At 62.5% G+C, this 14,439-nt stretch carries 6 protein-coding genes and 1 tRNA gene (1 of these 7 running past the window's edge); 3 read left to right on the top strand and 4 right to left on the bottom strand.

Annotated features, from left to right (window positions below; genetic code table 11):
* Both AKL29_RS22015 and AKL29_RS22010 read right to left on the bottom strand, forming a co-directional pair.
* The coding region (locus AKL29_RS22015; protein WP_082190661.1) for a beta strand repeat-containing protein at positions 1 to 4,796 on the bottom strand (4,796 nt) is incomplete at its 3' end.
* Positions 4,797 to 4,834: 38 nt separating this feature from the next.
* Positions 4,835 to 6,145, bottom strand: a complete 1,311-nt coding sequence (locus tag AKL29_RS22010; protein WP_244482287.1) for an autotransporter strand-loop-strand O-heptosyltransferase — start codon at positions 6,143 to 6,145, stop codon at positions 4,835 to 4,837.
* A 145-nt stretch (positions 6,146 to 6,290) separates the two neighbouring features.
* On the opposite strand from AKL29_RS22010, the gene AKL29_RS22005 reads away from it, so the two are divergent.
* Positions 6,291 to 7,094 (top strand): FkbM family methyltransferase, encoded by an 804-nt coding sequence (locus tag AKL29_RS22005; RefSeq protein ID WP_050385605.1) that lies wholly within the window; start codon positions 6,291 to 6,293, stop codon positions 7,092 to 7,094.
* A gap of 19 nt (positions 7,095 to 7,113) precedes the next feature.
* Here AKL29_RS22005 and AKL29_RS22000 read toward each other — a convergent pair whose 3' ends face one another.
* Together AKL29_RS22000 and AKL29_RS21995 are read right to left on the bottom strand one after the other, a co-directional pair.
* The gene (locus AKL29_RS22000; RefSeq protein WP_050385604.1) at positions 7,114 to 8,526 is read right to left on the bottom strand and encodes an HlyD family type I secretion periplasmic adaptor subunit; all 1,413 of its coding nucleotides are present in this window, start codon (positions 8,524 to 8,526) and stop codon (positions 7,114 to 7,116) included.
* Positions 8,510 to 10,651 carry a type I secretion system permease/ATPase gene (locus AKL29_RS21995; RefSeq protein ID WP_082190660.1) on the bottom strand — a complete coding sequence of 714 codons (2,142 nt, stop codon included), beginning with the start codon at positions 10,649 to 10,651 and terminating at the stop codon, positions 8,510 to 8,512. Before AKL29_RS21995 ends, AKL29_RS22000 begins: the two co-directional genes overlap by 17 nt.
* 406 nt (positions 10,652 to 11,057) lie before the next feature.
* Here AKL29_RS21995 and AKL29_RS45340 point away from each other — a divergent pair, with 406 nt between their 5' ends.
* Entirely contained in the window at positions 11,058 to 14,060 is a 3,003-nt protein-coding gene (locus AKL29_RS45340) for a hypothetical protein (RefSeq protein ID WP_244482286.1), read from the top strand.
* A gap of 331 nt (positions 14,061 to 14,391) precedes the next feature.
* Positions 14,392 to 14,439, top strand: a tRNA-Arg gene (locus AKL29_RS21985); it runs 36 nt beyond the window's last position.

Genomic DNA, 14,439 nt, shown 5'->3' with positions numbered 1-14,439 from the left:
TCGTTCTCGCTGTCCGAGACCGAGAACAGGTTCGACGCGAGAGCCGACGTCTGCCCATGGAGCGCGGTCACGTTCGATGCGGTGACGACCGGAGCAACGTCGGGTCCCGGCGTTGCCGTGAACGCGGTCCAGGCTCCCCACAACGTTCCGTCATTGGCGCGCACATAGAGCGTATCGGGCGTCGAGCCGCCCGGTCCGAAGACGTAGCTCACCTGCGACAGGTTCGCCGCCGCAACGTCGATCTCGACGCCGGCGGATTGGGCGACGCCATTCACTACCCAGTGGCCGTTCCCACCGGTGTCCCAGAAGGCGTATTGGGTGATGGTATCGTTCTCGTTGTCACTGACCGAGAACAGGCTTGAGGCGAGAGCCGACGTCTGCCCATGAAGCGCGGTCACGTTCGATGCCGTGACGACCGGAGCAATGTCGTCCCCCGGCGTTGCCGTGAACGCTGTCCAGGTGCTCCACTTCGAGCCGTCATTGGCGCGCACATAGAGCGTATCGGGCGTCGAGCCGCCGGGACCGAACACGTAGCTCACCTGTGACAGGTTCGCCGCCGCAACGTCGATCTCGACGCCGGCGGATTGGGCGACGCCATTCACTACCCAGTGGCCGTTCCCACCGGTGTCCCAGAAGGCGTACTGGGTGATCGCGTCGCTGTCGTTGTCGGTGACCGAGAACAGGTTCGAGGCGAGAGCCGACGTCTGCCCATGAAGCGCGGTCACGTTCGATGCCGTGACGACCGGAGCAATGTCGTCCCCCGGCGTTGCCGTGAACGCTGTCCAGGTGCTCCACTTCGAGCCGTCATTGGCGCGCACATAGAGCGTATCGGGCGTCGAGCCGCCCGGTCCGAAGACGTAGCTCACCTGCGACAGGTTCGCCGCCGCAACGTCGATCTCGACGCCGGCGGATTGGGCGACACCATTCACCACCCAGTGGCCGTTTCCGCCGGTGTCCCAGAACGCAAACTGGGTCATCGTATCGGGATCCGGATCGGACACCGTGAACAGGCTCGATGCGGCGACCGATGTCTGACCGTGCGCCGCAGTGACGTTGCTTGCGTTCACGGTCGGTGCGGTGTCCGCAAATGCCGTTGCCGTAAATTTGGTCCAGCCGCCCCAAAGCGTACCGTCATTGGCCCGCACGTAGAGCGAATCCGTCGATCCAGTGGGACCAAATACGTAGCTCACCTGCGACAGGTTCGCCGCGGACACATCGATCTCGACGTTGGTGGCCTGGGTGACACCGTTGATGGCCCAATGTCCGTTACCCTCGGTATCCCAGAACGCGTATTGGGTGATCGTATCGGCGTCGGCGTCCGACACGCCGAAGAGGCTGGAAGCCGTTACAAAACTCTGGCCAAGGCTCGCCTGTATGTTGGACGCGGACGTGACCGGCGCGCTATCGGCACGCGCCGTGATCAGTGTGCCGGTGCCGGAATCCGCGCTGACGCCGAACCGCACGCCGGGCGTCTGATCGAGCTGCAGGTCGAAGGTGGAAGCCCCCTCCGTGACATGCAGGATATTGCCCGGAAGCAAGGTCGCCGACCCGCCAGATGCGAAATTGAGGCCTGCCAGATCGATGCTGTCGCCCAGCACCAGCCCGCTGATGGTGGTGGACAGCGACGCGCCGTCGATCTTGAGCTGCCCGCCCGAACCGCTGAAGATGATGCCGCCGCTCGCGACGCTGCCGGCCTGCAATTCGAGCAAGCCGCCGGAAATGATGACCGGCCCCGTGGAGCCGCCCGACGATACGATCTCGGTGCCGCCGGCAAATACCGCGACGTGGCTGGTCACCGTGCCGGCAACGTTGAACGTGCCGCCGCTCGACACTCCGACGTCGTGCACCGTAGCGCCGGCGGAAACATTCAGGACGCCGCCGCTGGACACCCCCGCGTAGGCCAGCGCGCCGCCCGAGAATACGTTGACCGTGCCGCCGGCTATACCTGTGCCCGTGCCGGAGACCGACGTGCCGGTGACGACGCCACCCGAGAATACGTTCTCAACGCCGCCGGCATAGACGCCGACCGTGCTGAGCACGGTGCCCGACACGTTAAGCGTGCCGCCGCTCGAAACGGCGACGAACGCCGCCGAGCCGCCGGCCTGGACGTTCAATACGCCGCCCGAGTTGACGCCGGTCCCGGAGCTGATGGCTCCGGTGATCAGCCCACCGGACAGCACGTTCTCGACACCGCCGGCATTGACGCCGTTATTTCTCAGCACGGTGCCCGCAACATTGAAGATGCCGCCGTTATACACGCCGACGAAGGAAGCCGTGGCGCCAGCCGACAAGTTCAAGGTGCCGCCCGAAACCCCGGTCCCGGATCCGCTCGCTCCCGAGATCGATCCCCCGGACAAGACGTTCTCGACGCCGCCGTCAAAGATAGCTGTGTTGCTCAGCACCTTGCCGGCAACGTTGAAGACGCCGCCGCTCGACACGCCGACGTGAGCAGCCGAACCACCGGCCAGAACGTTCAGCGTGCCGCCCGCGGAAATGACGGTGGCCGCACTCGACGCCCCGGAGATCAGGCCGCCGGACAGAACGTTCTCGACACCGCCGTCGGTGATCGTCGTGCTGCTGGTGATCGTGCCCGCAACAGTCATGATGCCGCCACTCGACACCGTGATGTTGTGCGCGGTACCGCCGGCGGAGACGTTCAGAGCGCCACCGCTCCAAGCCGTCACGTGAGCAAGCGAACCGCCCGCAAGGACGTTGAGTGTGCCGCCGGAAATGGACGTCCCGGAGCCTGACGCACCGCCGACAACGCCCCCCGAGAAGACGTTCTCAACGCCGCCGGCAGAAACGGTCACATTGCTGAGCACGGTGCCCGACACATTGAACGTGCCGCCGCTCGAAACGGTCAGGTAGGCCGCAGCGCCGCCGGCCTGCAGGTTCACGATGCCGCCGGAGGAAATGACTGTGCCGGAGCCGGACGTTCCGGAGATCAGCCCCCCGGAAAACACGTTCTCGACACCACCGTCCGTGATCAGCACGTTGCTGGTGGTCGTGCCTCTGACATTCATGGTGCCGCCGCCCGACACCGTCAGGTGGTGCGCCGTGCCACCGGCGGAGACGTTCAGAACGCCGCCGCTGGAAACCGTCGCGTGATCCAGCGCGCCGCCGCCAAATACATTGACGGTGCCGCCGGATATGCCCGTGCCCGAGCTCGTGACGCCGGTGACAACACCACCCGAAAGAATGTTTTCGACACCGCCGCTGTTGACGGAGACGTTGCTCAGCACCGTGCCCGCCACGTTGAACGTGCCGCCGCTCGATACACCGACGAAGGCGGCCGAGCCGCCCGCGAACAGGTTGAGCGTGCCGCCCGAAACTCCCGTTCCGGATCCGCTCGCGCCCGAGATCAAACCGCCCGAATAGACGTTCTCCACGCCGCCGGCATAGACGCCGCCATTGTTGAGGAAGGTGCCGGAGACGTTGAAAATGCCGCCACTCGAAACGCCCACCCATGCGGCCGAGCCGCCCGCGAGTACGGTCAGTGTGCCGCCGGCCGAGACCCCTGTTCCAATTCCAGCGCCACCCGAGATCAGCCCACCCGAATAAACGGTTTCCACGCCTCCATTGTATACGGACCCTGCGCCCACATAACCGGACACGTTGAACGTGCCGCCGCTCGAAACGCCGACGTAGAAGGCCGAGCCGCCGGCCTGCAGGTTGATCGTGCCGCCCGAAATTCCCGTTCCGGACCCGGCCGCACCAGAGATGAGCCCGCCGGACAAGACAGTCTCGACGCCGCCGGCCAACACGCCGGTATTGCTGGTAATGGTGCCGCCGACGCTGAGCACGCCGCCGGACGAAACGATGATGTGGTCGGCGATGCCGCCGGCTTCGACGACGACCCTCCCGGCATCGCCGATACCCGTCGCCGAGCCCCCGGCGAGGATGTCAAGCAGACCGCCCGCCGAGACCTGTGCCCCCGACGCAAGACCGCCGGACGAGACGGTTTCGACACCGCCACTGAGCACGAACTGGTTGGTGATGACGCCGCTGTCGTTCAGCGCACCGCCGGCATAAACGAACATTGCGGTCGCCGACCCGCCCGTCTGCACGTTCACCGTGCCGCCGGAGATCGCGGTGCCGAAGCCTCCGGACACGCCGAGGACTACGCCGCCCGACAGCACGTTCTCGACGCCGCCGCTATACACCCCGACGGTGCTCAGCACCGTGCCCGCGACATTGAAGACGCCGCCGTTCGAGACGGCGACATAGGCAGCCGAGCCGCCTGCCAACAGATTCAGGGTACCGCCGGAAACGCCGGTACCGGCACTGTTGTTGCCCGAGATAAAGCCACCCGAGGAGACGTTCTCCACGCCGCCGTTGTAGATACCAACGTTGCTGAGCACCTTGCCCATCACGTTGAAGGTGCCGCCGCTCGACACGCCGACGAAAGCAGCCGAGCCGCCAGCCAGCAGGTTGACCGTGCCGCCCGAAATTCCGGTCCCCGATCCGCTCGCGCCGGAGATGAACCCGCCGGACAGAACATTCTCGACACCGCCGGTCAACACAGCGGTATTGCTGTTGACCATGCCGGCCACGTTGAGCGTGCCGCCGTTCGAGACGGTAAGATGATCGGCCCCGCCACCTGCGCTGATGACGGCACTGCCGCCGCTGGAAATCGCGGTGCGGACCGCGTAGCCGCCGGAGTCGACCAGGAGCTGGCCGCCGCCAGATAGCCCCGTCGAAACTGCCGAGCCTCCGTTGAGGACCTCGAGAATATTGGACCCCGTTTCGATCAGTCCTGAGCTGGTAACACCCGAGCTCACAAACGTTGTGCTCATGGCAGCGCTCCCCCAAAAAAATCAGTGCTTGAAAATGGCTAAAGCTCAAATCCAGGAATCGTTCTGATCACCGATTTGACGTGATCCACGGTGATCAGCCTTGTGCACTCGAACTGACGCGGCGTCCCCTTGTGGCGGGGACACCAGAAGAAATCCTTGTGGTCGAATCGAACTGCCGGATCGTTCCAGCAGCTGTTGCACGCGTGATAGTTGATGACCCGGTAGGGCGTAGCAAATTCATTTGTCGGATGCGTGAATCCCGAGATCATCACGACCGGAGTGCCGACCGCCCAGGCCAGCCATGAGAGCCCGCTGGAAAGGCCGACGAAAAACGCCGCATGCTTGAGCAGGTTCGCCCGCTCCTGGATCGGCCGATCACCGGTCCAGTCCTCCGCGCCGTTGGGAATGTGATTCCATACCAGCTCGTGGCCGTGTGTCGGCTTCTGATCGATGCAGATCACGCGGTAGCCGGCTTGCGTGAGAAAGCCGGTCAGCTCCCGCCAGCCGGCGGGGTTATTCCAGTACTTGCATTGCGTGGTGCTCTGCACTGCGATGCAGACGTAAGGCTCGGGAAACGGTCTGCGATCGTCCGCAAGCGAGATGCGGGGCGCTGCCTCGACGGGATCGACGCCGAGGATGTATCCCGCGGTCCGGTGCAGCCCGACATGGCGGAAGTCGCACGGCTGAAACACGAAGTTCTTGTCGTCGAAGAACAATCCGACGCTGTACGTGGCGTAGTAGCGGTCGGTTTGAATTTCCTCGTGGGTGACGAAGTTGATCTCGGGATACGCATCCCGGAACAGCGGAATCAACTTTTCCGCCATCGCACAGGTCAGCCTGCACCTATGCGCTTCCCCGAACTTCGCCACATAGGGAAACCAGCCGATCGTGTCGCCCAGGGTGCCGATCGGAAGCTGGATCAGGACGTGACGGTCCCTCGCATCGTACTCGTGCGAGAAGACGACCTCATCGCCCTGCAGAACCTCGATCCGGAAACGGACGTAGTATCGCTTTGAGCTGTTGACCCGGCCGCCCGCGAACTGCGTCTCGAAAAGAAGATTGCCACACTCGGCGTCCCAGATCCGCACCCGCCAGGGAGTTTCGGCCTCGGGACAAAATACCCGGGCGCCATCGTTGAAGTCGAAGCGCAGTCCCTTGGGACCCACTTGAGTTGGCAGTTCGGCGGCCGCGGGATAGGCAGGCTTCGGCGCGTCGGCATCTGACGAAACAGCGTCCGACTTGGCCGGTACGGCGCTGGTCGAACGATCAACGATTACTTTGGGTTGGTCAGTCACATGGTCAATCGAGCGCTTCAGCCCGATCGCCGGCGCGACGGCAATGGCATTCACGAATATCCCCTGCCCTGAAATATAAATAACGCTTAAAAAGTAGACGGAACGTAAGCGAGATTGACAACCGCGTCAACGGACGAAAACCTTGGCGAGTATCCCTCCCGGCGGCTTCCGCCGGCGCAGACACAAAGAAACACAAACGATGAGCCGCACCCCCAGCAAGGTCCCATTCGTCATCGCGGCGTCAGCGCACGGCCCGCTGATCGTAAACCGGCTGGACTACCACACGGCGGGCGAGCACACCTTTGGAGTCGGGATCCAAATCCTCGAGCACGGCGCGTTCGATGCCACCGAAATCGAGCTGACGAAGGGCCTTCTTGCACTGCGAAGAACGTATCGGGGCGATGGCGTCGTCGCGATCGACTGCGGCGCAAACATCGGCGTTCACACCATCGAATGGTCCAAGCACATGGACGGCTGGGGCTCGGTCCTTGCAATCGAAGCGCAGGAGCGGGTCTATTATGCGCTTGCCGGCAACATCGCGATCAACAACTGCTTTAATGCGAAGGCCATACACGCAGTTATTTCGTCGGAAACCGGGAAAACCCGGGTACCGACCTTAAGCCACCAGGAGCCCGCCAGCTTCGGGAGCCTGGAGGTGACGCGACGCCCGGGTACGGAGCAAATCGGCCAGACGGTCGATTATTCCGAGGCCAACAGCACCGAAACGGCGATGGTCACCCTGGATTCCCTGAAGCTGAGCCGCTGCGATCTGATCAAGATCGACGTCGAAGGAATGGAATTGAAGGTGCTGGAAGGAGCCGGCGCAACGATCCGGCTGCATCACCCCGTCATCCACGCCGAATTCATCAAGACCGACAAGGCTGAACTCGTTCGCAGGCTGAACAGCCATGGATATCGGACATACGACGCCGGGCAAAACTGCCTTGCGATACACGAATCCGATCCAAGCTTGAGCCACGTGGAATCCCGGACCCCGTCATGACGGGGCGACCTGTCGGCTTTCACCGCTCTCGGAGAGCATCCTGCCGGTAGCGCATGATCGGCGACAGCAAATAGCTCATGACGCTGCGGGCGCCCGTCCGGATTTGGACGGTGACGGCCATCCCCGGCGAAAGACTGATCTCCTTGTCGTCGATCATCATCTTGGTCCGGTCAATCGAGACATGCGCGATATACGCCGGCGCCTGGCCCTTCGGCTCGCTGCTTTCTTCCGTCCCTCCGCCATTCGTCTCGCGGGCCGCGTCCCGCGACCTGTCCCGGGAGACAGAATCGCGCGAGACGCTGACGATTCTGCCGTGCAGCAGGCCGTAGCGCGTGAAGTTGAAGGTCTCGACCTTGATCTCGGCGTCCTGACCCGGGTGCACAAAGCCGATGTCGCGATTCGAAACCATCGCTTCGATTTCAATCTGGCTATCGCTCGGCACCACCACCGCGAGCGTCTGGGCGGGGGTTACGACCCCGCCGACCGTGTGCACAGCCAGTTGCTGCACCACGCCATCGATGGGCGCCGCAAGCTTCTGAAGCTTCGTCCGGTGCTCGGCCTTGGCCACCTCGTCCTTGAGGCTGCCGGCCTTCTGTGTCGCCTTGGCCAGATCATCATACAAGCGGTGGCGGTATTCCGAGACAAGCTTGGCCCGCGTCTCATCGAGGGCCGCCACGGCTGCATTGGCCTCCTCGAGCTTGCTCCGCTGCACCAGGATGTCCTGCTGCAGCCCAACGAGTTCCTGGAGCTCCGACAAATATTGCAGCTTTGAGCCGTACTCCCTGTCGGCCAAGTACTTGCGAACCCCGACCCGCTCCTGCAGCACCGGAAGCAAAGCATCAATCTTCGCGATGCCGGCCTCGATTGTCCTGGTCTCCGCGACCTTCTGGACCCGTTGCCGATCCAGCTCCGACAGCTTGGCGCGCTGCTCCGAATCCTGACTCCGCAAGAACTCCAGGTGCATTTGAATCAAGGCGGGCGGCGTGTCGTCCGGCGCCCCGTCAAGCGCGCTGGTGTTTCCGTCGAGTGCGGAGCGCGTGCGCGAAATGTCCAGCAATGACGAGAGAAGATCGTTTTTCAGGTGCTGAAGCTCCGCCTGATTGCTCGTCGGATCCAGCTCGATCAGAACCTCACCCGCTTTGACGGCCTGACCGTCGCGAACGTGAATGGCCCGGACCACACCGATTTCGAGCGGCTGAACCAGCTTGACACGATCGCCCGGCACGATCTTTCCCGATGCAGAGGCAACGATGTCAATCTTGCCGAGACCGGCCCACGCGACCGCGCAACAGAACAACGCGGCAATCAGGACGCCGGTAAGCCTGGCCGTCGGAGATGGCGGCGTCTCGACGATTTCGAGGGCGGCCGGCAGGAAAGCCAGTTCGTCCCTCGATTTACCCCCGGCGGGAAGCGCTTCACGAGCCGACTTCATGGATCCCCGCCTGCAACCGGTACAGTGACGCGTATCTTCCGCCTGTGCTGAGCAGCTCCTCGTGGGATCCCTGTTCGACGAGCCGCCCGCGATCGATGGTGATGATTCGATCGGTGCGCCTGACCGCGGACAGACGATGCGCGATGACAAAGACCGTTCGCCCCTTCACGATCCGGTTCATATTGTCCTGAATGACCCTTTCGCTTTCATAGTCCAGCGAGCTGGTCGCTTCGTCGAAGATCAGGATGCGCGGGTCGGTGATAAGGGCCCGCGCGATCGCGATACGCTGCCGCTGCCCCCCCGACAGGCTGTTGCCGCGCTCGCCTACGACAGTGTCGTAGCCTTCCGGCAGTTCCAGAATGAACTCATGAGCTCCCGCAAGCTGGGCCGCCGCGATCACCTGCTGCATCGGAGCGGCCGGGTCGGCGAGCGCAATGTTTTCCCGTACGCTGCGATTGAACAGCACGTTCTCTTGCAGGACGACCCCGACCTGGCGACGCAGCCACGCCGGATCGACCATCGCAAGATCGACTCCATCGACAAGGACCCTGCCCTTTTCCGGGACGTAAAGGCGCTGGACCAGCTTCGTGAAGGTACTCTTGCCCGAGCCCGACGGACCGACAATGCCGACCACCTGGCCGGCGGGAATGTTGATGTTGATGTCGTGCAGCACTTCCGGCCCATCTACACGATATCGGAAGGACACGTGCTCGAGTGTGACCTGGCCCTTGATGGGAGGCGGCACCGCGCGACCGGGATTGAACGTCTGCTCCGCCGGCGTGTTCAGGATATCGCCCAGCCGCGCGACCGAGAGCCTGGCCTGATGGAAGTCCTGCCAGAGCTGCGCCAGTCTCAGGACCGGAGCGCTGACGCGCGAGGAGAACATGTTGAAGGCGATCAGCTCGCCCACCGTAAGGCTGCCGTCGATCACCAGCTTGGCACCGGCGTAAAGGATCACCGCGGTGACGAGCTTGCTCACGAACTGAACCGATTGGCTCGCAACATTCGCCAGGCTGAGCACGCGGAAGCTCGCGGCAACGTACTCGGCAAGCTGCTCCTCCCAGCGGCGCTGCATCTGCGGTTCGAGCGCCATGGCCTTGATCGTCTCGACACCCGTTACGCTCTCGACAAGAAACGCCTGGTTTTCGGCGCCGCGCTCGAATTTGGTGTCCAGCCGCTGACGGAACAGCGGCGTCGCGCCGGCCGAGATACCGACATAGAGCGGGAAGGATCCAAGGACGATCCAGGTCAGGATCGGCGAGTAGATGAACATCACCGCGATGAAAACTGCGGTGAAGAACAGATCGATCACCACCGTCAGGGCAGAGCCGGTCAGGAAGTTGCGAATGTTCTCGAGCTCGCGGACCCGCGCAACCGAGTCGCCGACCCGGCGCGCCTGAAAGTAGGCAATCGGAAGGCCGATGAGGTGCCGGAACAGGCGGGCTCCCAGTTCGACGTCGATCCTGTTCGTCACGTGAGAGAACAGGTATGTCCGCAATATGCCGAGGGCCGTCTCAAAAACCGCAATGCCGATCAAACCCACCGCGAGCACGTCGAGCGTACTGAGCGTGTGATTCACGAGGACCTTGTCGATCACCACCTGGAAGAACAGCGGCGACACGAGCGCAAACAGCTGCAAGAAAAAGGAGGCGATCAGCACCTCCAGGAAATGGTAGCGATATTTATGAATGGCTCCCAGAAACCATGACAAATCAAAGCGACGGGCAAGGTTGACCAGTCCCGCCCGGCGGCTCACCAGGATCAGCCGGCCGGCCCACACCGCCTCCAGGTCGGCCCTCGTGATCAACTCCGGGCGCTCTGACAGGGGTGACTGAACGAGGATCTTGTCTGCGCCCACTTTGGCAAGGATCAGATGGCCGCCGTCGCGCAACAGGGCAATGGCAGGAAGCGGGACCTTCTCCAGCCTCAACCAGTTGCTGCTCACCTCGCGGGCCTTGACGCCGGTCGAGCGCGCGTAGCGCAGCATCTCCGGCGTTCCGAACGAGGCATTCCCGAATTGATGACGAATCTGGTCGACATCGGCCGGGATACCGTGAAAACGCAGCAACATCACGAGTGCAACTATCCCGCTGTCTGCTGTGCCGCCGCTCCGCGTTTCAATCATTTCGCGATTAATCTGTTGAGTAGCTGAAATTGACTGCAGTCGAATGAGCCGGGATTGCCGTAAGCGCGCCCTGCCCCTGCCCTTACAACCTCGCCGTCAGTGCAAACTGACTGTTCGCAGCGAACCAAAGAGCAGCAGATGAATATGACAGCCAGAGTACTATGGCTCTCCGGCGAGATGCAATTGGCGTTATGAACGGCCGCGCCGGTTTCGCGAGCTCGATCATGCCGATCGAGGAACCCTTCGCGAAGCCGTTCGAACTCGGGCCGAGGTCCGTAGTCTTACGGATCGCGGCACCGATGCCGCGTCGGCGCCGGCCCACTTGACGTCTGTTGACTACACCGCGGCAGTCAGTTGAATGTCACTTATTATGCGCGCGCTACCATAGACTGAGAGTCCGACCGAGATGCCCTGGAACTATTCAGTAACATTGAACGATCCATCGAACGTCGGCGGATCCGCTGACGCGTCTCTCGTTTACGATCTTGAGCAGGCCCTCAACATTTGGCAGCAATATATCCTAGGCATTGGCACTCTGGTTGTGTCGCTCAACATCCTGCCGACCGCCGTTGGCCGTGCCGATGGCGGGCCTACCTCCAGCTACTACATCGGCACAAGCAGCGGGCTCGCCGTGTATGAGCCATCCAGCCAGTACGAGCTGACCACCGGCCAGCATGTCCCCGGCACGACAAGCGACATCACCATCAACATCGACCCCGGCTACTTCCAGTACATCGACCTGGATTACGGCCTGACCTACTCCAGTCAGGTCCCTGGAAACGTGATCAATCCGATCGACGTTTTTCTCCACGAGCTCATGCATGGCTTCGGCATGGTGGGCTGGTACAACCAGAGCGGCCAGTTGGCCGGCGCCTACGAATCGACGTTCGACACCCTGATACAAAAGACCGCATACGGCGCTTACTTTGTCGGTGCCAATGCCGAGGCTGCCTACGGCGGCCCGGTCCCTTTGACCACGAACAGCACCACCCAGAACTACTACCACTTCGGCAATCAGCAATCCGACTTCTACGCCAGTCCCTCGACCGTTCAGGATCCTCTCACGCTGGACCTGATGAACGGGATCGTTTTCTACGGCAATTACCAGTACGCGATCTCCAACCTGGACATCGGAGTTCTGAAGGATCTCGGATACAGCATCCGGACGACACCAGTCGTGGCGGCTGCCGATCAGACCGCGGCTCGAAATCAGGTTTTTTCGGCCTCGTCACTGTTCTCGGTGAACATGGCCGCGGGCGATAGCATTACCCAATATGCCCTGTGGGACAGCAACGGCTATGGTCACTGGACGGTGAACGGAACAGTCCAGGGCACCAACACCGAGATCGACATCAGCGCTTCGCAGCTGGCCCAAACGAGCTACCAAGCCGGACCCGGCTCGGACACGCTGTGGATCCGAGCCTTCGACGGCTATTTGTGGAGCGACTGGAAATCCTTTGTGATTTCTCCGGCCGATCGCGCCCCAACGGTCACGGCCACCAACGTGACCGGCACGCACGGGCAGCTCTCGCTGGCTGGATCGGGACTGTTCTCGGCTACCGACGCGGATGGCGACGCGATCACCCAGTATGCGTTGTGGGACACCGAGGGCCACGGGCACTGGGCGATCAATGGTGTCGCGCAAGCCACCAATGCCGAAATCGACGTCTCGGCCGCCAACATCGCGCAAGTGAGTTATATGTTCGGCACAGCCTCAGACACGCTCTGGGTCCGGGCATATGACGGATATCTCTGGGGCGCATGGACCCGGTTCACGGCAACCCCATTTGCAGACCATCCGCCGGTGGCCAATGCAACCGACGTGTCGGCCACCCACAACCAGAACATCGCCGCATCGAGTCTCTTCAGCGCGACCGACTCCGATGGAGACACGATCGTCGGCTATCAGGTTTGGGATTCAACGACCGATCCCGTCAGCGGCCATTGGGTGATCGGCGGAGTCGCGCAGGCTTCCAACATAGCCATCGATGTGACGCCCGCACAATTGACCAACACCTCGTTCCAGACCGGCTCCGGCTCGGATGATCTCTGGGTGCGAGCCAATGACGGTACCGCATGGGGAGCCTGGAAGGAGTTCCACGTCAACGCGCCGATCGACCATGCTCCCGTGGTAAGCGCGTCGGATGTGGCCGCCACGCATGGCCAAGATATCGCGGCGGCAAGCCTGTTCACGGTCAGCGACGCCGACAGCGATGCAATGACCAACCACCAGTTCTGGGACTCGACCGCCGATCCTGCCAGCGGGCATTTTGTCGTGGGCGGCGTCACGCAGCCCACCGGCCAGAGCATCGATGTGAGCGCGGCACAACTGGCCAATACATCGTTCCAGAGCGGCTCGGGCTCTGACGATCTCTGGGTCCGAGCCAATGACGGCACGACATGGGGAGCCTGGAAAGAGTTCCACGTCAACGCGCCGATCGACCATGCTCCTGTGGTGAGCGCGTCGGATCTGGCCGCCACGCATGGCCAGACCATCGCGACGGCAAGCCTGTTTACGGTCAGCGACGCCGACAGCGATACGATCACCAACTATCAGTTCTGGGACTCGACCGCCGATCCTGCCAGCGGGCATTTTGTCGTGGCCGGCGTCATACAGCCCACCGGCCAGAGCATCGACGTGAGCGCGGCGCAACTGGCCAACACCTCGTTCCAGACCGGCTCGGGCTCTGACGATCTCTGGGTCCGAGCCTTTGATGGCATCATATGGAGCAACTGGAAGGAGTTTCACGTCAACGCACCGATCGACAACCTTCCGATCGTCACGGCCGCCGACTATTCGGCGAGCCACGGCCAGGACATCGCGGCCTCGACGCTGTTCTCGATCACCGACGCGGATGCCGACACCATCACAAACTATCAGGTGTGGGATTCGACGGCGGATGCGAGCAGCGGGCACTGGGTGGTCGGGGGAGTCGCCCAAGGCACCAATGCCGCCATCGATGTCACGGCAGCTCAGCTTTCGAGCACAAGCTTTCAAAGCGGATCGGGTTCGGACGATCTCTGGGTGAGGGCCTACGACGGCTTTGCCTGGGGCGCGTGGAAGGAGTTTCACGTCACCGCGTCGGTTGACAGCGCTCCGGTCGTGACCGCGTCCGACTTCCATGCGACGGCTAATCAGAGCGTGGCCGCCTTAAGCCTGTTTTCAGTCGCGGATGCCGACGGCGACAATGTCGCGCAATATCAACTCTGGGATTCGACGCCGTCGGCAAGCAGCGGCCACTGGAGCATTGGCGGGAATGCGCAGCCCACCGGCACCGCCATCAACGTCAGCGCGGCTCAAATTGCCGGCACGACATTCCAGGGCGGTACCGTGCCTGACGACCTCTGGGTTCGCGCCAGCGATGGCATCAGCTGGAGTGCGTGGCACGAATTCCATTTCATCGTCTAGGGAGCGGCCCGCGCTGCGGAAACGCCGTGATCTGCGCCCGATCGGTCGACGACACGAGGCCCGATTGTCGTCCTCCCAAAGCAAAAATGGCCCGCGAAAATGCGGGCCATTTTATCGGAACCGGTCGGTCCGGACTTTGGTTGCGGGGACGCGCAACCATCCCAAATTGCTACTTGAGGCAGTCGCTTAGCATTGCCCTCCGAAGGCAAGTGTCAAGCCGGCTGATGTGAAAAGTGAGGAAGAAAGAGTATTGTACTGCAATGGCTTGCGGGGGCTGCGCGTTGGGGTTCACTCACACGCGAAATCCGCGTAAGCACTGCGTAAGCAGTAAGCACCCGTAGCTCAGCTGGATAGAGCGTCGCCCTCCGAAGGCGAAGGC

Source organism: Bradyrhizobium pachyrhizi (assembly GCF_001189245.1).
Taxonomy (GTDB): domain Bacteria; phylum Pseudomonadota; class Alphaproteobacteria; order Rhizobiales; family Xanthobacteraceae; genus Bradyrhizobium; species Bradyrhizobium pachyrhizi.
Note: the sequence above shows the minus strand (reverse complement) of the source record. Positions and strands in the feature narration are given on the sequence as shown.